The 20,033-nt window shown below is 71.8% G+C and carries 18 protein-coding genes and 1 pseudogene; 16 read left to right on the top strand and 3 right to left on the bottom strand.

What is annotated here, in order from left to right; translation table 11 throughout:
- Window positions 1–85 precede the first annotated feature (85 nt).
- Window positions 86–1,084, top strand: coding sequence for a YafY family protein (locus ABZ876_RS21050; protein ID WP_361783080.1), 999 nt, complete (start codon window positions 86–88; stop codon window positions 1,082–1,084).
- Here ABZ876_RS21050 and ABZ876_RS21045 read toward each other — a convergent pair.
- On the bottom strand, window positions 1,053–1,679 hold the full coding sequence (locus ABZ876_RS21045) for a TetR family transcriptional regulator (protein ID WP_361783077.1): 627 nt from the start codon (window positions 1,677–1,679) through the stop codon (window positions 1,053–1,055). The genes ABZ876_RS21050 and ABZ876_RS21045 overlap by 32 nt on opposite strands.
- Before the next feature lie 134 nt (window positions 1,680–1,813).
- Here ABZ876_RS21045 and ABZ876_RS21040 point away from each other — a divergent pair, with 134 nt between their 5' ends.
- From ABZ876_RS21040 to mnmA, 4 genes are all read left to right on the top strand, one after another.
- Window positions 1,814–1,981: a hypothetical protein gene (locus ABZ876_RS21040; RefSeq protein ID WP_361783074.1), complete on the top strand. Its 168-nt coding sequence runs from the start codon at window positions 1,814–1,816 to the stop codon at window positions 1,979–1,981.
- Window positions 1,982–2,021: 40 nt separating this feature from the next.
- Window positions 2,022–2,333, top strand: coding sequence for a DUF4190 domain-containing protein (locus ABZ876_RS21035; RefSeq protein ID WP_361783071.1), 312 nt, complete (start codon window positions 2,022–2,024; stop codon window positions 2,331–2,333).
- A gap of 97 nt (window positions 2,334–2,430) precedes the next feature.
- On the top strand, window positions 2,431–3,594 hold the full coding sequence (locus ABZ876_RS21030; RefSeq protein WP_361783068.1) for a cysteine desulfurase family protein: 1,164 nt from the start codon (window positions 2,431–2,433) through the stop codon (window positions 3,592–3,594).
- Window positions 3,595–3,665: 71 nt separating this feature from the next.
- Entirely contained in the window at window positions 3,666–4,790 is a 1,125-nt protein-coding gene (mnmA, locus tag ABZ876_RS21025; RefSeq protein ID WP_361783065.1) for a tRNA 2-thiouridine(34) synthase MnmA, read from the top strand.
- Between the two features lie 34 nt (window positions 4,791–4,824).
- On the opposite strand, the gene ABZ876_RS21020 is transcribed toward mnmA, so the two are convergent.
- Entirely contained in the window at window positions 4,825–5,604 is a 780-nt protein-coding gene (locus ABZ876_RS21020) for an alpha/beta hydrolase (RefSeq protein ID WP_361783062.1), read from the bottom strand.
- A 36-nt stretch (window positions 5,605–5,640) separates the two neighbouring features.
- Window positions 5,641–5,964: a DUF427 domain-containing protein gene (locus tag ABZ876_RS21015; protein WP_361783059.1), complete on the bottom strand. Its 324-nt coding sequence runs from the start codon at window positions 5,962–5,964 to the stop codon at window positions 5,641–5,643.
- A gap of 51 nt (window positions 5,965–6,015) precedes the next feature.
- On the opposite strand from ABZ876_RS21015, the gene ABZ876_RS21010 reads away from it, so the two are divergent.
- The 11 genes and pseudogenes from ABZ876_RS21010 to ABZ876_RS20960 form a co-directional block, all read left to right on the top strand.
- Complete coding sequence (locus tag ABZ876_RS21010; protein ID WP_361783056.1) at window positions 6,016–6,555, top strand: TIGR00730 family Rossman fold protein; 540 nt, start codon at window positions 6,016–6,018, stop codon at window positions 6,553–6,555.
- Window positions 6,556–6,579: 24 nt separating this feature from the next.
- On the top strand, window positions 6,580–7,269 hold the full coding sequence (locus ABZ876_RS21005; protein WP_361783053.1) for an SDR family oxidoreductase: 690 nt from the start codon (window positions 6,580–6,582) through the stop codon (window positions 7,267–7,269).
- A gap of 155 nt (window positions 7,270–7,424) precedes the next feature.
- Window positions 7,425–8,432, top strand: a complete 1,008-nt coding sequence (locus ABZ876_RS21000) for a methionine synthase (RefSeq protein ID WP_361783050.1) — start codon at window positions 7,425–7,427, stop codon at window positions 8,430–8,432.
- Between the two features lie 15 nt (window positions 8,433–8,447).
- Complete coding sequence (gene ligA, locus ABZ876_RS20995) at window positions 8,448–10,643, top strand: NAD-dependent DNA ligase LigA (protein WP_361783047.1); 2,196 nt, start codon at window positions 8,448–8,450, stop codon at window positions 10,641–10,643.
- A 226-nt stretch (window positions 10,644–10,869) separates the two neighbouring features.
- Window positions 10,870–13,194 carry an EAL domain-containing protein gene (locus ABZ876_RS20990; protein WP_361783044.1) on the top strand — a complete coding sequence of 775 codons (2,325 nt, stop codon included), beginning with the start codon at window positions 10,870–10,872 and terminating at the stop codon, window positions 13,192–13,194.
- 380 nt (window positions 13,195–13,574) lie between these two features.
- On the top strand, window positions 13,575–13,871 hold the full coding sequence (gatC, locus tag ABZ876_RS20985) for an Asp-tRNA(Asn)/Glu-tRNA(Gln) amidotransferase subunit GatC (protein WP_006130840.1): 297 nt from the start codon (window positions 13,575–13,577) through the stop codon (window positions 13,869–13,871).
- A gap of 6 nt (window positions 13,872–13,877) precedes the next feature.
- Window positions 13,878–15,380 carry an Asp-tRNA(Asn)/Glu-tRNA(Gln) amidotransferase subunit GatA gene (gene gatA, locus ABZ876_RS20980; protein ID WP_361783041.1) on the top strand — a complete coding sequence of 501 codons (1,503 nt, stop codon included), beginning with the start codon at window positions 13,878–13,880 and terminating at the stop codon, window positions 15,378–15,380.
- Window positions 15,377–15,619, top strand: a complete 243-nt coding sequence (locus ABZ876_RS20975; RefSeq protein WP_361783038.1) for a hypothetical protein — start codon at window positions 15,377–15,379, stop codon at window positions 15,617–15,619. Before gatA ends, ABZ876_RS20975 begins: the two co-directional genes overlap by 4 nt.
- A gap of 15 nt (window positions 15,620–15,634) precedes the next feature.
- Window positions 15,635–17,149: an Asp-tRNA(Asn)/Glu-tRNA(Gln) amidotransferase subunit GatB gene (gene gatB / locus ABZ876_RS20970; RefSeq protein WP_361783035.1), complete on the top strand. Its 1,515-nt coding sequence runs from the start codon at window positions 15,635–15,637 to the stop codon at window positions 17,147–17,149.
- Window positions 17,150–17,392: 243 nt separating this feature from the next.
- Window positions 17,393–19,636 carry an MMPL family transporter gene (locus ABZ876_RS20965; RefSeq protein WP_361783032.1) on the top strand — a complete coding sequence of 748 codons (2,244 nt, stop codon included), beginning with the start codon at window positions 17,393–17,395 and terminating at the stop codon, window positions 19,634–19,636.
- Window positions 19,623–19,984: pseudogene (locus ABZ876_RS20960) on the top strand (GNAT family protein); the annotation flags it as partial. The gene ABZ876_RS20965 and the pseudogene ABZ876_RS20960, both read left to right, overlap by 14 nt.
- Between the last annotated feature and the right edge of the window lie 49 nt (window positions 19,985–20,033).

Below are 20,033 nucleotides of genomic sequence, written 5' to 3'. Positions count from 1 at the left end.
AGTCGGTGACGCGAGGCTCCCCGCAGAACCTGACAGTTTCCGTCAACTTTTGCGGACCTTCCGCCGCCGCCGCGATGCTGGGCCGGTGAAGTCGGACCGCCTGCTCTCGATCCTCCTGCTGCTCCAGACCCGCGGCCGCGTCCGGGCCCGCGAACTCGCCGACCGGCTGGAGGTGTCGGTGCGCACCGTCTACCGCGACATCGAGGCCCTGTCCGCCTCCGGTGTGCCGGTGTACGCCGAGCGGGGACGGTACGGCGGCATCGAACTGCTCGCCGGATTCCGTACGGACGTCACAGGGCTGACCGCCGACGAGTCGCGCGCCCTGTTCGTCCTGGCCGCGCAGGATGCGCACGCCGCCCTCGGTCTTGACGCGGCCCTGGGCTCCGCGCTGCGCAAGGTGATGGCGGCGCTGCCCGTACCGCACCGGCCCGCCGCCGAGGCCACCAGCCGCCGCATCCTCGTGGACGCGACGCGCTGGAGGGGCGGCCCCGAGGCCGCCGCCGACCTGGACACCCTGCACGACGCGGTGTTCACCGACCGCCGGCTGCGGCTGCGCTACCGGCACAGCGGGGACACAGAGCCGCGCACCTACACCGTCGACCCCTACGGCCTCGTCTCCAAGGCGGGCGTCTGGTACCTGGTCGCAGACCGTCGCGGCAGACCGCATCTCTTCCGTGCGGACCGGGTGCATGCGGCGACCCTGCTGAGCGATCCCGTCCGGCGGCGCCCGGGGGTCGAACTCGCCGACGCCTGGGAGGTGCTGCGCCGGCAGGTCGAGGAGCGGCCGGGCGGTCTGGAGGTGACGGTCCGGGTGCGCCGCGAACACCTCGGCATGTTCCGGCGCCTGACCGCCTTCGCGCTGGTGGCCCCGCCGGAGGAGAACGGCGACGGCGACTGGGTGACCGCCCGGCTGTCGTACGGCGTCGTGCGCGAGGTGCGCTCACTGCTGGTGTTCGCCGACCGGGTGGAGGTGCTGACGCCGCCGGAGGCGCGCGAGGAACTGGCCCGGGCGGCGGCCTCCGTAACGGACCTGTACGCCACGGACCGGCCCGCTACGACTTCCAGTGATGGCGCCCGATACTGATCAGGCGCAGCCGCTGGGCCGCCATCCTGGCCACCTGCTCCCGCTCCTCGGCGGGACCCTCCCGTGCCTCCAGGAACTGGCAGGCACTCGCCAGCATCTGGTCGACGTACAGACCGGCGAGCATCAGCAGGTCCTCCCGGCTCCACCCCGCGGATTCTGGGTGCCCGGCCAGCGCGTCCGTCACCTCCTCGGCGAACCGGGCCAGTTGGCGCTGGATCTCCTCGCGCACCGGCTGGACGCCACCGTGCCGCTCCCGTGCGATGAACCGTACGTGCGCGGGGTACGCGTCCACGTGGCGGGCGATCAGCTCGACGGTGCGCACGATGCGTTCGTCGCTGTCGCCTTCCGCGGTGACCGTTGACTCGATCATGGGGTGGAGGCTGCCGAGGGCCTCTTGGACCAGTTCCACGCCGAGGTCCGCGGTCGACCGGAAGTGCCGGTAGAAGGCGGTGGGGGCGACGCCCACCGCGCGGGTGACCTCGCGCAGACCGAGGCTGCTGAGGCTCTGCTCCTCCAGCAGCCCGAGCGCCGCGTCCATGAGCGCCTGGCGGGTTTTCTGCTTCTGGGCCTGCCGGATGCCGAGGGTGTGACTCATGCCATGCAGTTAACAACTGTTCGCTGGAATTGAAAAGCTGTGAGACACGTTAGACTAGAAAGTCAGTGAACGATTGTAACCACAACCGTTCACCGACCCGTAACACGAGGTATTCCGGAAGGGGATCTCATCCCATGCTGTTCCTCGTCGCCGCCCTACTGCTGCTGGGGACCGTCCTCGGCACCGTCGCGCATGCCCCGCTGCCCGTCACCCTCGTGGCCGCGGCCGGTATCGCCGTCTGGCTCGTGATCTTCGCGGTCCGTGAGCGGCACGCGCGCCGGCGGCACACGTCGGCCCACTGACCGCCGTACGCCATCCGACCGTTCGGGAGATGACCGCATCATGAACCTCACCGCGACACGCAACGAGAGCACCACGGCCCGGGCCACCCGGGACACCACGGCTCCGGCCCGCCGCACCGGCACGCGCGACACCGAGGGCATGGCCGTGGCGTCCTTCATCCTGGGTCTCCTCGGCCTGCTCGTCCTCAATGTCTTCCTGGGCCCCATCGCCATCGTCCTGGCCGCCGTGGCCCTGTGGCGCGGCACCGAGCGCCGTGGCCGCGCCTACCTCGGCCTCGGCCTCGGGATCGCGGACCTGGTGGTCCTGCTGACCGTCATACAGATGGACCACACCGTTTCCTGGAGCTTCTAGGGGCGGCGCCGCGACGGCCGGGACGCCCGGCCGTACCCGCCCCCGGCAACGGGCCCCGGCCCGAGCGGAAAACGGCCGGTCATAGAATTGGCCCACCATGGCTTACCTCGACCACGCCGCGACCACTCCGATGCTCCCCGAGGCGGCAGAGGCACTGACCGCCCACCTCGTGGCCACCGGCAACGCCTCCTCGCTGCACGCATCCGGCCGCCGCGCGAGGCGCACCGTCGAAGAGGCCCGCGAGACTCTCGCGGAAGCCCTCGGCGCCCGCCCCAGCGAGGTCGTCTTCACCTCCGGCGGCACCGAGGCCGACAACCTCGCCGTCAAGGGCCTGTACTGGGCCCGCCGCGGCGCCGACCCGGCCCGCACCCGGGTCCTGGCCAGCCCGGTCGAACACCATGCGGTGCTCGACGCGGTCCACTGGCTGGGCGAACACGAGGGCGCCACGGTCGAGTACCTGCCCGTCGACTCCTACGGCCGCGTCCGCCCCGAGGTCCTGTGCGAGGCCATCGCCCGCAACCCGGGCGATGTGGCGCTCGCCACGGTCATGTGGGCCAACAACGAGATCGGCACGGTCATGCCGGTTCGCGAACTCGCCGCTGTGGCGGGCGAGTTCGGCGTCCCGCTGCACGCCGACGCGGTCCAGGCCTTCGGCCAGGTACCGGTCGACTTCGAGGCGTCCGGCCTCGCCGCCATGACGGTCTCCGCCCACAAGATCGGCGGCCCGTACGGCATCGGCGCGCTGGTCCTCGGCCGCGAGTACAGCCCGGTGCCCGTGCTGCACGGCGGCGGCCAGGAACGCCATGTGCGCTCCGGCACCCTCGATGTGCCGGCCATCGCCTCCTTCGCGGTCGCCGGACGGCTCGCCGCCGAGCAGCGCGAGTGGTTCGCCCGTGAGATCGGCGCGCTGCGCGACGCGCTGATCAGCGCGGTCCGTACGGCGGTCCCGGACGCGATCCTCGGCGGGGACCCGGTGGACCGGCTTCCGGCCAACGCCCACTTCACCTTCCCCGGCTGCGAGGGCGACTCGCTGCTTCTGCTGCTGGACGCGCAGGGCATCGAGTGCTCCACGGGTTCCGCCTGCACCGCGGGGGTGGCCCAGCCGAGCCATGTCCTGCTCGCCACCGGAGCCGACGCCGACCTCGCCCGCGGCACCCTCCGGTTCTCCTTCGGCCACACCTCCACGGAGGCGGACGTGGAGGCGGTCGCCAAGGCGATCGGGCCCGTGGTGGAGCGTGCGCGCAGCGCGGGCCTGACCTGAGCGGCCCCTTTCCGGCCCCCACGGATACTCGCGAGCCCGGGGCACCGGACGCCCCGTACTCTTGAAGGGCTATGACTGAGACCCCGCAGCGCCCCCTCCGCGTCCTCGCCGCCATGTCCGGCGGAGTCGACTCCGCCGTCGCCGCCGCCCGCGCCGCCGAAGCGGGCCATGACGTGACCGGCGTCCATCTCGCGCTGTCCGCGAACCCGCAGTCGTTCCGCACGGGCGCGCGCGGCTGCTGCACCATCGAGGACTCGCGCGACGCACGCCGCGCCGCGGACGTCATCGGCATTCCGTTCTACGTCTGGGACCTCGCCGAGCGGTTCCGCGAGGACGTGGTCGAGGACTTCGTCGCCGAGTACGAGGCCGGCCGCACCCCGAACCCGTGCCTGCGCTGCAACGAGAAGATCAAGTTCGCGGCGCTGCTCGACAAGGCCCTCGCGCTCGGCTTCGACGCCGTCTGCACGGGCCACTACGCCAAGGTCGTCATCCTCGACGACGGCACGCGCGAACTGCACCGCGCCTCCGACATGGCCAAGGACCAGTCGTACGTCCTCGGCGTGCTCGACGAGAAGCAGCTGGCGCACGCGATGTTCCCGCTCGGCGACACGGTCACCACCAAGGGCGAGATCCGGGCCGAGGCGGAGCGCCGGGGCCTCGCGGTCGCCAAGAAGCCCGACTCGCACGACATCTGCTTCATCGCGGACGGCGACACCCAGGGCTTCCTGGCCGAGCGGCTCGGCAAGGCCGAGGGCGACATCGTCGACGAGTTGGGCAGCAAGGTCGGCACCCACGAGGGCGCCTACGGCTTCACGATCGGCCAGCGCAAGGGCCTCAGGATCGGCACCCCGGCGCCCGACGGCAAGCCGCGCTACGTCCTCGACATCTCGCCGGTCACCAACACCGTGACGGTGGGCCCGGCGTCCTCCCTGGACGTCAGCGCCCTGACCGCCGTCAAGCCCCGCTGGTGCGGCACCGCCCCGGCCGGCCCCGGCACCTACACCGCCCAGCTGCGCGCCCACGGCGGCGAGAGCGAGGTCACCGCGGAACTCGTCGACGGCGAGCTGCGGGTCACCTTCGGCGAGCCGGTCCGCGGCGTCGCCCCCGGCCAGGCGATCGTCCTGTACGACGGCACACGCGTGGTGGGCTCGGCGACGATCGCGTCGACGACCCGCGCGACGAGCGCGGTGGCCTGAGGCCCGGGCACGCGGCCGCTGCGGCGTGCGGCCGCTAGCTCCCGAAGAACTCCGCCAGCACCGGGGCGAGCACCTGGGGCTCCACCATGTGGTTCTGGTCCTCCAGGGTCCGGTAGGTGCCGCGGGGTGCCGACTCCGCGACCGCCTCGGCCGCCCTGCGCAGCCACTCCGGGCTCGCGCCGCCCGCCAGGGACAGCACGGGGGCGGGGATCGAGCCCAGTCGCTCCCGGGGCACCAGTCCGCCGCCCATCACGGCGTCGTCGTAGGCGAGGGTCGGTGCGATCGCCTCCATGTCGGCCCACATGGGGGACTCGCGAGCGCTCGCGATCACGCCGGGGGCCAGGCCGGTGAGCCGGAGGAAGAGCTCCACCGCGTCACCGCGCCGGCCCTGTTCGAGTGCCTCGCGGAGATTCATCGTGTACTCCGCGCGTTCCGGCTCACCGCCCCCGTAGTCGGCGTACGGCGTCTCGTAGACGGCGACCCCGCGCACCGGCAGCCCGCTCGCCGCCGCCTCCAGGACCAGCGCGCCGCCGGACGAGATGCCGTAGAGCCACGCCTCGTCGCCCGCCGCTTCGATGAGCGCCGCGAGGTCCTCGACCTCGCGGGCCACGGCGTACGGCTGTGTGTCGCCGCTCCCGCCGCGGCCCCGGCGGTCGTACACGATGACGCCGAAGCGGTCGGAGAGGCGCGCGGCCAGGGGTGCCACCGTGGCGCCCGTGGACATCGCGCCGCTCACCAGGACCACCGCCGGGCCTTGTCCGGTGCGTTCGTACGCGATGCGGGTGCCGTCGCGTGAGATGGTCTGCTTGTCCATGTCTGCGAGACTGCCGCAGGGCGCGGCATTAGTCGCTCACGACACCTCCACTTCGTAGAAGCAGAGGTGGTCCTTGATCGGGGCGACGTCCGGCTTGGGCTCGGGGTACGCCCACACGAGGTCCGCCGCGTCCGGCAGCGACCAGTACGACGCCGTCCCCTTGAAGGGACAGTGGGTGTGGGTCTCGGACGGTGTCAGGAGATCCATACGGACGTCCTCGGCGGGGATGTAGTACCGCTCGGGACAGCCGGTCTCCCGCAGCACGAGGGCGCGGTCGCTCTCCGCCAGGACCTGTCCGCCGTGCACCACGCGCACGTGCCGGTCGCCCTGCTCGATGGTGATCGTGTGTCCGTTGCTCATACCGGGAAAGCACCTGCGGGACCGCGGTTCTTCCCGCGTACGGTGTGCTGCATGAATATCTGTGTCTTCCTCTCCGCCGCCGACCTCGCCGACCGCTACACCCGCCCCGCGCGCGAGTTCGCGGAGCTGCTCGGCAAGGGCGGTCACACCCTGGTGTGGGGCGGATCCGACGTCGGCCTGATGAAGGTGGTCGCCGACGGAGTGCAGGAGGCGGGCGGCAGGCTCGTGGGCGTCTCCGTCCGGTTCCTGGCCGCCAAGGCGCGGGCCGGCACCGACGAGATGGTGGTCGCCGAGGATCTGGCCGAGCGTAAGAGGCTGCTTCTGGAGAAGGCGGACGCGGTCGTGATCATGGTCGGCGGGACCGGGACGCTCGACGAGGCGACCGAGATCCTGGAGCTGAAGAAGCACGGCCACACCGACAAGCCGGTGGTCCTGTTGAACTCGGCCGGTTTCTACGACGGCCTGAAGGAGCAGTTCCGGCGCATGGAGGACGAGGGCTTTCTGCCGCGTCCGCTCGCGGAGCTGGTGTTCTTCGCCGAGGAACCGGTGGGGGCGCTCGCGTATCTGGAGGAGTCGCTCGGCATCCGCTAGCGCCGGGGTGCGAGCATGGCGGACATGGCAACACATGTGATCACCGGAGCCGGTTCCGGCATCGGCGCGGCCGTGGCCCGCCGCCTGCACGCGCGCGGGGACGATCTCGTGCTCCACGCGCGCGACGCGGGCAGGGCGAAGGACCTGGCCGCCGAGTTCCCCGGGGCCACGACCCTGGTGGGCGACCTCGCCGACCCGGACAAGCTGTCCTGGGCGTTCTCGCACCAGGCCCTGCCGGACCGGGTGGACTCCCTGCTGCACATCGCGGGCGTGGTCGACCTCGGCCCGGTGAGCGAGCTGACCCCCAAGTCCTGGCGCCACCAGCTGAACGTCAATCTGATCGCCCCCGCCGAGGTGACCCGCCACTTCCTGCCCCAGCTCCGGGTCGCGCGCGGCCACGTCCTGTTCGTGAACTCCGGCGCGGGCCTGAACGCGCATGCGGACTGGTCGGCGTACGCGGCCTCCAAGCACGGTCTGAAGGCCCTCGCGGACTCCCTGCGCCAGGAGGAGCGCGCGAACGGTGTCCGGGTCACCTCGGTCTACCCGGGCCGCACCGCGACCCCGATGCAGGCCAAGGTCCACCAGCAGGAGGGCAAGCCGTACGACCCCTCCGGGTGGATCGAACCCGAGTCGGTCGCGACGACGGTTCTGATGTGCCTGGACCTGCCGAGGGACGCGGAGGTCAACGATCTGACGGTGCGGCCGGGACGGTGAGCCCGCGGAGGGCGGCCGGCGCGGCGGGCGGTGACGGGATCCGCGCCTGGCTGGACGAGGCGTGGGCGCGTACCGCCGGGCTGCTCGCCTTTCCGGAGCGGCACGGAACGCACAGACGTTGAAACCGGCCCGGGGTCGTTCCGTAGGCTGCACCGGTGAGCGAAAACAGCCAGTTCAGGTTCGGTGCCGCGACCGGGGTGGGGTCCATGCCCGGTGGGGACGCCCGGGAAGCCGCCAAGACCGTCACCGGAAGCTTCGAGGACTTCCCGTTCCTCGCCGAGTTGCCCGCCCGGGGCCCCGGCGCGGACATGATCGGGCGGACCGCCGGGATGCTCGTCGACCTGTACGCGCGCGTGGAGCCCAGCGGCTGGCGGTTCGGTGACCGGCCCGGGCGGGACACCAGACGGGCCCGCTCCTGGCTGGGCGAGGACCTGGACGCGCTCGAGGAGTTCACCCAGGGGTACGAGGGGCCGCTGAAGGTGCAGGCGGTGGGGCCCTGGACGCTCGCCGCCGCCCTGGAGCTGAGGAACGGAGAGGCAGCGCTGTCCGACCCCGGCGCCTGCCGGGATCTCGCCGGGTCCCTCGCGGAGGGGCTGCGGCTCCACCTCGAGGAGGTGCGGCGCCGCGTACCCGGCGCCCGGCCGGTCCTCCAGCTCGACGAGCCGTCCCTGACCGCGGTGCTGCGCGGGCAGGTGAAGAGCGCGAGCGGCTACCGGACGCACCGGGCCGTCGACCGGCAGGTCGTCGAGGCCACCCTGCGGGACGTCGTCGCGGTGCACGCGGACGGCCCGGTCGTCGTCCACTCGTGCGCACCCGACGTGCCCTTCGCCCTGCTGCGCCGGGCGGGTGCCGCCGCCGTGTCCTTCGACTTCTCGCTCCTCACCGAGCGTGACGACGAGGCGATCGGGGAGGCGGTGGAGGGCGGCACCCGGCTCTTCGCCGGGGTCGTGCCGGGCACGGACGGCCCATTGTCGGACCCTGCCGGTAGCGTCATGGGGGTCAGGACGCTGTGGCGCAGGCTGGGCCTGCGTCCGGGGCTTCTCGCGGAGACGGTCACGGTCACCCCGACGTGCGGGCTCGCGGGCGCTTCCCCGGACTACGCCCGCAGGGCGCTCGCCCACTGCGTCCGGGCGGCGAGATCCCTCGCGGACAACCCAGAGTAACGGGAGGACAACACGGTGGCCGGCGACAAGCAAGCGGAGACGACGGTGCCCGTCGAGGCCCGGGAGCAGCACGCGCAGCTCGCCGAGCAGATCGAGGAGCACCGCTTCCGGTACTACGTGAAGGACGCTCCCGTCATCAGCGACGCGGAGTTCGACCGGCTTCTGCGCTCCCTGGAGGCGCTCGAGGAGCAGTACCCCGGGCTGCGCACCCCCGACTCGCCCACCCAGAAGGTCGCGGGGGCCTACGAGACGGAGTTCACCGCCGTCCAGCACCGCGAGCGCATGCTCTCCCTCGACAACGCCTTCGACGACGCGGAGCTCGCCGCCTGGGCCGACCGCGTCGCCAAGGAGGTCGGCACCTCGGCGCACCACTTCCTGTGCGAGCTGAAGGTGGACGGCCTCGCGGTCAACCTCACCTACGAGCACGGCCGCCTCACGCGCGCGGCGACCCGGGGAGACGGCCGCACCGGAGAGGACATCACCCCGAACGTCCGGACCATCGCGGAGATCCCGGACCGCCTCGCGGGCGACCGGGTCCCCGACCTCGTGGAGATCCGGGGCGAGGTCTACTTCCCGATGGAGAAGTTCGAGGAGCTGAACGCCCGCCTGGTCCAGGGCGGCGACAAGCCCTTCGCCAACCCGCGCAACGCGGCGGCGGGCTCCCTGCGGCAGAAGGACCCGCGTGTCACGGCCACCCGCCCGCTGCACATGGTGGTGCACGGCATCGGCGCCCTGAAGGGCCTCCAGGACGGCCTCACCCGTCTCTCCCAGGCGTACGACCTGCTGCACTCCTGGGGCCTGCCGACCGCCAAGCACAACAAGGTGGTCGGTGACCTCGACGGCGTACGCGAGTTCATCGCGTACTACGGCGAGCACCGCCACTCCGTGGAGCACGAGATCGACGGGGTCGTCGTCAAGCTCGACGAGATCCCCCTCCAGGGGCGCCTGGGTTCCACCTCGCGCGCCCCGCGCTGGGCGATCGCGTACAAGTACGCGCCCGAGGAGGTCAACACCAAGCTCGTCAACATCCGCGTGGGGGTGGGCCGTACGGGCCGGGTCACACCGTACGCGCAGGTCGAGCCGGTCACCGTCGCGGGCTCCGAGGTCGAGTTCGCCACCCTGCACAACCAGGACGTCGTCAAGGCCAAGGGCGTGCTCATCGGCGACACGGTGGTGCTGCGCAAGGCCGGTGATGTCATCCCGGAGATCCTCGGCCCGGTCGTCGACCTGCGGGACGGCACCGAGCGCGAGTTCGTGATGCCCTCCGAGTGCCCCGAGTGCGGTACGCCGCTGCGGCCCATGAAGGAGGGCGACGTCGACCTCCGCTGTCCGAACGCCCGGACCTGCCCGGCCCAGCTGCGCGAGCGGCTGTTCTACCTCGCCGGCCGCAAGGCGCTGGACATCGAGCACTTCGGATATGTCGCCGCCGCCGCCCTCACCAAGCCGCTGGAGCCCTCCGAGCCGCCGCTGAGGGACGAGGGCGACCTCTTCGACCTCACCGCCGAACAGTTGCTGCCCATCAAGGCGTACGTCCTGGACCAGGACAGCGGCCTGCCCAAGCGTGACCCGAAGACCGGCGAGGAGAAGATCGTCACGGTCTTCGCCAACCAGCAGGGCGAGCCCAAGAAGAACGCCCTCGCGATGCTGGAGAACATCGCGGCCGCCAAGCAGCGCCCGCTCGCGCGTGTCCTGACCGGTCTGTCGATCCGTCACGTCGGTCCGGTCGCCGCGGAGGCGCTGGCCCGTGCCTTCCGCTCCATCGACCGTATCGACCAGGCCGGCGAGGAGGAGCTGAAGAACACGGACGGCGTGGGGGAGATCGTCGCGCGTTCCGTCAAGGAGTGGTTCGCCGAGGACTGGCATCGCGAGATCATCCGCAAGTGGAAGGCCGCGGGCGTCCGTATGGAGGACGAGGGCTCGGGCAAGGACGAGGGCCCGCGCCCGCTGGAGGGGCTCACCGTCGTCGTCACGGGCACTCTCGAACGATTCACCCGCGACGGGGCCAAGGAAGCCCTCCAGAGCCGGGGAGCGAAAGTGACCGGTTCTGTTTCGAAGAAGACGTCCTTCGTGGTCGTCGGTGAGAACCCGGGCTCGAAATACGACAAGGCCATGCAGCTGAAGGTTCCCGTGCTCAACGAGGACGGTTTCACCGTTCTGTTGGAGCAGGGGCCCGACGCGGCGGCGGAAGTGGCCCTTCCGACCGGAGAGTAGTGGTTGAAGGCCACCCGTTCTGCGCATATCAGATGCATAGGGTGGCCGGGTTGCATTCGGGCAACCGTCTCCGACCGCTGCCCGTGAAAGCCTTCTGCGGCCTACTGTTGAGGTGTGCGCCTGCCGTGCCCGGACGCGTGGCGGGTTCTCAGACGCGGTGCCGTTGACGGTTCGTCGGGCAGCGGGCCGCGTGGCGTGGGCACCGCCGGCTGTGAGAGGGACGGGAATGGAACCGACCGAGAGCGCCCCCTCGGACTCACGGCTGCGCCTGCGCCGGATGTCCGGCGCCTGGCGGCCCTGCCGCCGCACCGCGCGCACCCCGCGGCGCAACCACGGCACGAGCGCCGTGCCGGGCTCCCTCCCGGGCCCGGCACCCGCGGCGGGCACCGCTCACGGCGCCGACGTCCCCCCGAGGAACCTGCCGGCCCTCATCCCCGTGCAGGCCGCCCCGCCCGGGGCCGGTCCGCTCCCCGCCGGGCTGCCGTCCGGCCCGCCCGGTCCGGACGGCGAGGGGCACGGGTCCCGGCGCGTGCTGCCCGCGGCGGTCGTCGCGGCGGCCGCGGGCGTCCTCGGCGCCGGCTTCTACCGTGCGTTCGGCGGACACCATGCGCTCTTCCCGTCCGGCACCGTCGGCTGGTCCCTGGCCGTGCTCACCGGCATCATCGTCGGCCACCTGGTCGCGCTCGGCCGTGTGCGGTGGTGGGGCGCCACGGGCTCCGGCGCCGCCCTGACCCTCGCCGTGCTGCTGCTGTACGGCTGGGTGCCCGCCGGACTGGTCAGCCTCACCGTCGTCGCGCTGGCCGGAGCGGCCCGGCTCGGCCACTGGCGGCAGGGCATCCTGTACGGCGCGGTCGACATCCTCGGCATCGGCGCCGGAGCCCTCGTCCTGGCCGTCTTCGGACGCGTCCCGACCGTCGAGGACCCCTGGAACCCGCAGAGCTGGACCCTCTACGCCGCCCCCCAGGTCGTCCTCGTCGCCGCCGCGTACCTCGTGGTGACCCGGCTGCTGCTGTGGTACGTGCAGGTGCCGCGCGCCGGAGGACTGCCCACGGTCGCCCGCTCCGCCCTGGTCAGGCAGGGAATCGTCGCCGTCGCCCTGCTCGGTATCGCCCCGCTGATCTGCGTCGTCGCCGTCGCCCTGCCGATCCTGCTGCCCCTGTTCGCCATCCCGCTCATCGCGCTGGACTCCACCCTGCGGATCGCCCGGGCCCGGGCCGAGGAACAGCTGCGCGACCCGCTGACCGGCTTGCCCAACCGGCAGTGGCTGCTGGAGCGCACCTGGACGGCGCTGGACGACGCCGAGCGGATCGGTGCGCGGGCCGCCCTGATGCTGATCGACCTCGACCGCTTCCGGTCGGTGAACGACACGCTCGGTCATCTCGCCGGCGACCGGTTGCTCCTCCAGATAGCCGAGCGGCTGCGCCTCGCGCTGCCGCGCGGGGCGGAGGCGGCGCGGCTCGGAGGGGACGAGTTCGCCGTGTTACTTCCCGTCGCGGACTCCACGACATCCGCCTCACGGGCGGCCCGCAACCTGGTCGCGGCGCTCGGCTCGCCGCTCGACCTCGACGGACTCACGCTCGTCCTGGAGGCCAGTGCCGGGGTCGCCGTCTTCCCCGAGCACGCGCTGGACGCGGAGGGGCTGCTCCAGCGGGCGGACGTCGCGATGTACCAGGCGAAGCGGGACCGTACGGGGGTGGAGGTGTACGAGTCCAAGCGGGACTCGAACACCCCGGACCGGCTCGGGCTGCTGGGTGATCTGCGACGCGCGCTGGACGCCCACGAGGTGGAGCTGCACTACCAGCCCAAGGTGCGCTTCGACGGGCAGGTCGCCGGGCTGGAGGCGCTCGTGCGGTGGGTGCACCCCGAACGCGGGAAGGTGCCGCCGGACGAGTTCATCGCGATCGCGGAGTCGTCCGGGCTGATGCCGCACCTGACGGAGTACGTACTGGAGACGGCACTCGGACAGGTGGCGCGCTGGCGGGCCCAGGGGCTGCGGGTCCCGGTGGCCGTGAACGTCTCGCCCCGGGACGTGCACACGCCCGGATTCGCCGGCGCGGTGGCCGCGCGGCTGGCGCGGCACGGGGTCCCCGCGGGTGCGCTGCAACTGGAGATAACCGAGCACGTGCTCCTGGAGGACCCGCAGCGCGCCGCGGACACGCTGGCCGGGCTGGCCGGGCACGGCGTGAAGATGTCGCTGGACGACTTCGGCACGGGGTACTCGTCGCTGGTCCATCTGCGACGGCTGCCGGTGAGCGAGCTGAAGATCGACCGTTCGTTCGTGGCGCGGCTCGCGGTGGACGCGGAGGACGCGGAGATCGTGCGCTGCACGGTCGACCTGGCGCATTCGCTGGGGCTGCTCGTCGTCGCGGAGGGGGTCGAGGACGACGAGACGTGGGAGCGGTTGCGCGACCTCGGATGCGATGCGGTCCAGGGCTGGCTGGTCGCGGCCGCGATGCCGCCCGAGGAGACGACGGCCTGGCTCCGAGCGCGCGGCGCCCGAGGCTGGCAGCGCCCGCGGGCCGCCCTTCCCGCGGCGGCGACGGACGAGTAGACGAGCGGACGTGCAGGGGGGGCCTCCGGCCGGCAAGCGGTGCGCGCCGGGCGAGTGGTTCGTAGGCGTGTCTTGTTTCATAGGCGTGTCTTGTGTGGAGTGCCCCGCCACCGGCCTGTGCGCCTCGTGGCCGACGCGTGGCCCGTTGTCGGCGAGGCGGTCCGGCACCAGCCGGCGGCCCGACCGGAGCCCGGCGGGCCGCCCGCGGTCGGCGGGTCGCCGGTGCTGGTGGGCCGCCCGGCGAGGGCGAGGGGGCTTGTCCCTCGTGGTGTCGTGTGGGCCGGGCGCGGCGGGGCCGGGGCAAACCCATGCGCGGGCACCCGGGCTCGCGCCATAGGATTGGCCCCAAACCACTCACACTCACCCCAGAGGATCGCTGCATGCCTGGCATCACGCGCGAGGAGGTCGCCCACCTCGCCCGGCTGGCGCGTCTGGAGCTGAAGCCCGAAGAGCTCGACCACTTCGCAGGCCAGCTCGACGACATCATCGGCGCGGTCGCCCGCGTCAGCGAGGTCGCCGACCAAGACGTACCGCCGACCTCCCACCCGCTGCCGCTGACGAACGTCATGCGCGCGGACGAGGTCCGTCCGTCGCTCACCCCCGAGCAGGCGCTGTCCGGCGCCCCTGCCCAGGAGCAGCAGCGTTTCAAGGTGCCGCAGATCCTGGGGGAGGAGTAGCCCGCCATGACGGACAAGAACAGCATCATCCGGCTGACCGCCGCCCAGACCGCCGAGAAGATCGCCTCCGGCGAACTGACGGCCGTCGAGGTCACGGAGGCCCACCTGGCCCGGATCGAGGCCGTCGACGAGAAGGTGCACGCCTTCCTGCACGTCGACCGCGAGGGCGCGCTCGCGCAGGCCCGTGCCGTGGACGAGAAGCGGGAGCGCGGTGAGAAGCTCGGCCCGCTGGCCGGCGTGCCGCTCGCGCTCAAGGACATCTTCACCACCAAGGGCGTGCCCACCACCGTGGGGTCCAAGTTCCTCGAGGGCTGGATCCCGCCGTACGACGCGACCCTCACCAAGAGGCTGAAGGACGCGGACGTCGTCATCCTCGGCAAGACCAACATGGACGAGTTCGCCATGGGGTCCAGCACCGAGAACAGCGCCTACGGCCCGACCGGCAACCCCTGGGACCTCACCCGTATCCCCGGTGGCTCCGGTGGCGGGTCGAGCGCCGCGCTCGCCTCGTTCCAGGCCCCGCTCGCCATCGGCACGGACACCGGAGGCTCCATCCGCCAGCCCGCGTCCGTCACCGGCACGGTCGGCGTCAAGCCGACCTACGGCGGCGTCTCCCGCTACGGCATGGTCGCCTTCTCCAGCTCCCTCGACCAGGGCGGCCCCTGCGCCCGTACGGTCCTGGACGCCGCCCTCCTGCACGAGGTCATCGGCGGCCACGACCCGCTCGACTCCACCTCCATCGACGCCCCGGTCCCGCCGGTCGTCGAGGCCGCGCGCAACGGCAGCGTGGAGGGCATGCGCATCGGCGTCGTCAAGCAGTTCCGCGGCGAGGGATACCAGGCCGGTGTCGTGCAGCGCTTCGACGAGGCCGTCGCGGTCCTCGAGGAGCTGGGCGCCGAGATCGTCGAGCTGGACTGCCCGTCCTTCGACCTGGCGCTGGCCGCGTACTACCTGATCGCCCCGAGCGAGTGCTCCAGCAACCTCGCCCGCTTCGACGGCCTGCGCTACGGCCTGCGCGTCGGCGACGACGGCTCGCACTCCGCCGAGGAGGTCACCTCCCTCACCCGTGAGGCGGGCTTCGGCGCCGAGGTCAAGCGCCGCATCATGCTCGGCACGTACGCCCTCAGCTCCGGCTACTACGACGCGTACTACGGCTCCGCCCAGAAGGTCCGCACGCTCATCACCCGCGACTTCGAGAAGTCGTTCGAGCAGGTGGATGTGATCGTCTCGCCGACGACCCCCACAACCGCCTTCCCGATCGGCGAGCGCGCCGACGACCCGATGGCGATGTACCTGGCGGACCTGTGCACCATCCCGGTCAACCTGGCCGGCAACGCCGCCATGTCGCTGCCCTGCGGTCTCGCCCCGGAGGACAACCTCCCGGTCGGCCTCCAGATCATCGCCCCGGCGCTGAAGGACGAGCGGCTGTACAAGGTGGGCGCTGCCGTCGAGGCCGCCTTCGTGGAAAAGTGGGGGCACCCGCTTCTCGAGGAGGCTCCGTCGCTGTGAGTAAGGCACTGTCCAAGGCCAAGGGCTTCAAGAAGTCCAAGTCCGGTATGTACCTGTCCATGGCCACCACCGCGTTCGGCGCGATCAGTGTCGCGAAGCAGGCCAAGAAGGCCCGCCTCGAGAACGACACGCTGCGCCTGATCGACGCGGCCGTGTCCGCCGCCGCCATCGTCACCGGCCTCGCGATCCTCTACCGCGAGCTGAAGCGGCTGGGCGACGACGACGTCCTGCTGGGCTGAGAGGGAAGTTTCACCGTGACCACCACGACCGACCTGGTGTCGTACGAGGACGCGCTGGCGTCGTACGACCCCGTCATGGGCCTCGAGGTCCATGTCGAACTCGGCACCAAGACCAAGATGTTCTGCGGCTGCTCCACGGCGCTCGGCGCCGAGCCGAACTCGCAGACCTGCCCCACCTGCCTCGGCCTGCCCGGCGCGCTCCCCGTCGTCAACGAGATCGGCGTGGAGTCCGCGATCCGGATCGGTCTCGCGCTGAACTGCGAGATCGCCGAGTGGTGCCGCTTCGCCCGGAAGAACTACTTCTATCCGGACATGCCGAAGAACTTCCAGACCTCCCAGTACGACGAGCCGATCGCCTTCAACGGCTACCTCGACGTACAACTGGAGGACGGCGAGACCTTCCGCGTGGAGATCGAGCGCGCCCACATGGAGGAGGACACCGGCAAGTCGACGCACGTCGGCGGCGCCACCGGCCGTATCCACGGCGCGTCCCACTCGCTCCTCGACTACAACCGGGCCGGCATCCCGCTGATCGAGATCGTCACCAAGCCGATCGTCGGCGCGGGCGAGCGCGCCCCCGAGGTGGCGAAGGCGTACGTCCGCGAGCTGCGCGAGCTGATCCGGGCGCTGGGCGTCTCCGAGGCCCGGATGGAGATGGGCCAGATGCGCTGCGACGTGAACCTGTCGCTGATGCCGAAGGGCGCCGAGAGGTTCGGCACCCGCTCGGAGACGAAGAACGTCAACTCGCTGCGTTCCGTCGAGCGCGCGGCCCGCTACGAGATCCAGCGCCACGCCGCCGTGCTCGACGGCGGCGGCAAGGTGATCCAGGAGACCCGCCACTTCCACGAGGACACCGGCTCGACGACCTCGGGCCGCACCAAGGAGGAGGCCGAGGACTACCGCTACTTCCCCGAGCCGGACCTGGTGCCCGTCGCGCCCCCGCGCGAGTGGGTCGAGGAGCTGCGCGCGGCGCTGCCGGAGCTGCCCCTCGTGCGCCGCACCCGGCTGCTGGAGGAGTGGGGGATCTCCGCGACCGACATGCAGGCGATCCTCAACGCCGGCGCCCTGGACCTGATCGTCGCCACCATCGAGGCGGGCGCCGACGCGGCCTCCGCCCGCAAGTGGTGGATGGGCGAGCTGGCCCGCCACGCGAACGAGACCGGCAAGGCCCTGGACGAGCTGACGATCACGCCGGAGCAGGTCGCCCGGGTCGCCAAGCTGGTCGCCGCCGGCGACCTCAACGACAAGCTGGCCCGCCAGGTCATCGAGGGCGTCCTCGCGGGCGAGGGCACCCCGGACGAGGTCGTCGAGAAGCGCGGTCTGAAGGTCGTCTCCGACGAGGGGGCACTGACCACCGCCGTCGACGAGGCCATCGCCGGCAATCCCGCCATCGCGGACAAGATCCGCGGTGGCAAGGTGGCCGCGGCCGGTGCCCTGGTCGGCGCGGTCATGAAGGCCACCCGCGGCCAGGCCGACGCCGCCCGCGTCAAGGAGCTGATCCTGGAGAAGCTGGGCGTCAGCGAAGGCTGAGAGGCCACGAGCGGAACGTCCTCAGGGGCGTACGTCCTCAGGGGCGGTCCATCGCATGCGATGGACCGCCCCTTTGTGTGACCTGGGTCTCATTCATGTGACTAACCCCACGAAAGCGACAAATGATCTCCTTCGGATGCCACAGTGTTGGAGATCGCTCATTCGTTCTTTGCGGGCTGTTCAGTTCCATCAGCGGCTGTTCCCGGTCAAAGATCCACGAACCACCCCCCAGGGAGCACGTCTGTGGCAGCCCTCGCGCGCTGGTGTGTACGCCACCGCCTTGTGACCGTCCTGCTCTGGCTGATCGCCTTCGCCGGTGTCACGGTCGGCGCCACCGTCGCGGGCTCCGCGTACTCGAACCACTACGACGCCCCCGGCACCGAGGCCGGCCGCGCGACCCAGCTGCTCCAGCAGGGCTTCCCCGGCCTCGGCGGCGACAGCGACAGCGTCGTATGGCGCACCACCGACCCCGGCGGTGTGCGCTCCGCCGACGTCGAGCAGACGATGACCCGCACCCTGGACCGGATCGGGAACCTGCCCGGCGTCGCCTCCGTCACCAACCCCTACGAGGGCAGCCACAGCGGCCAGATCAGCGGCGACGGCCGTATCGCGTACGCCACGATCACCTTCGACGAGCCGAGCGAGAACATCGGCAAGGGTGAGGCCAAGGCCGTCGTCGACACCGCCAAGGCCGCCGAGACCACCGGCCTGAAGGTGGAACTGGGCGGCAGCGCCGTCGCGCTCACCCAGCCGAAGGGCGGGCATCTCGCCGAGGCCGTCGGCGTGGCCGTCGCCGCTGTGGTCCTCTTCCTCGCCTTCGGCTCGCTCGCCGCCTCCCTGCTGCCCATCGCGACCGCACTGATCGGCGTCGGCACCGCCTACTCCGGCGTCGGTCTGCTGAGCCACGCCATGGCCGTCGCCGACTTCGCGCCCATGCTCGGCCTGCTGATCGGGCTCGGCGTCGGCATCGACTACGCGCTGTTCATCGTGACCCGGCACCGCCGGAGCCTGAAGCGCGGCATCCCGGTGACGGAGGCGGCCGTGGGCGCCGTCGCCACCACCGGACGGGCCGTCGTCTTCGCGGGCGCGACCGTGTGCATCGCGCTGCTCGGCATGCTGATCCTGCGGCTCGGCTTCCTCAACGGTGTCGCGTTCGCCGCGTGTCTGACCGTCCTTCTCACCGTCGCGGCCTCCGTGACCCTGCTGCCCGCCCTGCTGTCGTTCATCGGTCCGCGCGCCCTCAGCAGGCGCGAGCGGCGCCGGCTGTCCGAGCACGGGCCCGAACCCGAGGTGCCGACCGGGCTCGCCGCCCGCTGGTCCGCGTTCGTCGAGCGTCACCCCAAGAAGCTCGGCGCCGTCGCGCTTGCCGTGATGGCCGTGCTCGCGCTGCCCACGCTCTCCCTTCACCTCGGCACCTCCGACCAGGGCAACGACCAGAAGACGTCGACCACCCGGCAGGCGTACGACCTGCTCGCCGACGGCTTCGGACCGGGCGTCAACGGCCCGCTCACCCTGGTGACCCACGTCGGCGGCGCCGAGGACAGGCTCGCGCTCGACAACCTCGACAGGACCCTCGCGGCCACCAAGGGCGTCGCCTCGGTGACCCCGGTGACCTACAACAGCGGCGGCGACACCGCCTACCTCAGCGTCGTGCCGCAGTCCTCCCCGCAGTCCCAGCAGACCAGCGACCTCGTGCACCGGCTGCGCGACGAGGTGCTGCCGCGCGCCGAGCAGGGCACCACGCTGGACGTGTCGGTGGGCGGTGTGACGGCGGCCTACGACGACTTCGCCGGGGTGATCGTCGGCAAGCTGCCGCTGTTCGTGGGCGTGGTGATCGGCCTGGGCTCTGTGCTGCTCCTGCTCGCCTTCCGGTCCTTCGGCATCCCGCTGAAGGCCGCGGCGATGAACCTCGCCGCCGTCGCCTCCGCGTTCGGAGTGGTCGTATCGATCTTCCAATGGGGCTGGGGAAGCGAGCTGCTGGGTCTCGGCCGGGCCGGACCGATCGAGCCCTTCCTCCCCGTGATCATGGTCTCGGTGCTCTTCGGCCTCTCCATGGACTACCAGGTGTTCCTGGTCAGCCGTATGTACGAGGAGTGGCTGGAGACCCGGGACAACAGGCGGGCCGTGCGGGTCGGCCTCGCCGAGACCAGCCGGGTGATCAACTCGGCGGCCGTCATCATGATCTCCGTCTTCCTCGCCTTCGTGGCCGGCGGCGACCGGGTGATCGCCATGTTCGGTGTCGCGCTGGCCTCGGCCGTCGCGCTGGACGCGTTCGTCCTGCGCACCCTTCTCGTCCCCGCCCTGATGCATCTGCTCGGCGGCGCCAACTGGTGGCTGCCGACCTGGCTGGACCGCCGGCTGCCGCGTCTCTGCATCGAACCGCCGGAGTGCCGTGCGGCGACGCCGGGGCAGCGGGTCGACGAGGACGCGCTGGCGAGCGTACTCGTGCGGGAGCGGCAGCGGGACGTACGCGATATCCCTGGGTGACGACGGGGCGGAACTGCGTCCCGTGGAACCGTGGCATGCCGGGAAGTTCCTGGCGCACCTCGGCCGGGGGCGCGAGTTCGTCACCCGGGCTGCCGGCCCGAGCCGGCCGCGACCGGGCGGGGACTCGTCACCCGTGGCATGCGGGTGCTCATCGATTGGGCGATCGACGAGCGTGGTATCCACCGTGTGGAGTGGTACGCGTCTTCCGCCGGTGTCCCGAGCATCAAGGCGGCCCGGCGGCTGGGCATGACCAGGGACGGCGTACTGCGCGAGAGCCACCTGTACCGCGGTGTGCGCCAGGACACCGAGGTGTGGTCGGTGCTCGCGCCCGAGTGGCGGGCGGCACGCGTGCACGGCGCCCGCGACGGTCATCGGAGGATCATTAAGAGACCTCTCA

The organism is Streptomyces sp. NPDC046931 (assembly GCF_040644655.1).
In the GTDB taxonomy this organism is placed as follows: Bacteria; Actinomycetota; Actinomycetes; order Streptomycetales; family Streptomycetaceae; genus Streptomyces.
The sequence above is the reverse complement of the archived record's forward strand: the minus strand, read 5'-3'. Positions and strand labels throughout refer to the sequence as shown.

What these genes read in the sequence shown, in the direction of transcription:
- ABZ876_RS21045 (WP_361783077.1), bottom strand. Translation starts at nt 1,679, where the DNA reads ATGAGTCACACCCTCGGCATCCGGCAGGCCCAGAAGCAGAAAACCCGC.
- ABZ876_RS21040 (WP_361783074.1), top strand. Translation starts at nt 1,814, where the DNA reads ATGCTGTTCCTCGTCGCCGCCCTACTGCTGCTGGGGACCGTCCTCGGC.
- ABZ876_RS21035 (WP_361783071.1), top strand. Translation starts at nt 2,022, where the DNA reads ATGAACCTCACCGCGACACGCAACGAGAGCACCACGGCCCGGGCCACC.
- ABZ876_RS21030 (WP_361783068.1), top strand. Translation starts at nt 2,431, where the DNA reads ATGGCTTACCTCGACCACGCCGCGACCACTCCGATGCTCCCCGAGGCG.
- mnmA (WP_361783065.1), top strand. Translation starts at nt 3,666, where the DNA reads ATGACTGAGACCCCGCAGCGCCCCCTCCGCGTCCTCGCCGCCATGTCC.
- ABZ876_RS21020 (WP_361783062.1), bottom strand. Translation starts at nt 5,604, where the DNA reads ATGGACAAGCAGACCATCTCACGCGACGGCACCCGCATCGCGTACGAA.
- ABZ876_RS21015 (WP_361783059.1), bottom strand. Translation starts at nt 5,964, where the DNA reads ATGAGCAACGGACACACGATCACCATCGAGCAGGGCGACCGGCACGTG.
- ABZ876_RS21010 (WP_361783056.1), top strand. Translation starts at nt 6,016, where the DNA reads ATGAATATCTGTGTCTTCCTCTCCGCCGCCGACCTCGCCGACCGCTAC.
- ABZ876_RS21005 (WP_361783053.1), top strand. Translation starts at nt 6,580, where the DNA reads ATGGCAACACATGTGATCACCGGAGCCGGTTCCGGCATCGGCGCGGCC.
- ABZ876_RS20990 (WP_361783044.1), top strand. Translation starts at nt 10,870, where the DNA reads ATGGAACCGACCGAGAGCGCCCCCTCGGACTCACGGCTGCGCCTGCGC.
- gatC (WP_006130840.1), top strand. Translation starts at nt 13,575, where the DNA reads ATGCCTGGCATCACGCGCGAGGAGGTCGCCCACCTCGCCCGGCTGGCG.
- gatA (WP_361783041.1), top strand. Translation starts at nt 13,878, where the DNA reads ATGACGGACAAGAACAGCATCATCCGGCTGACCGCCGCCCAGACCGCC.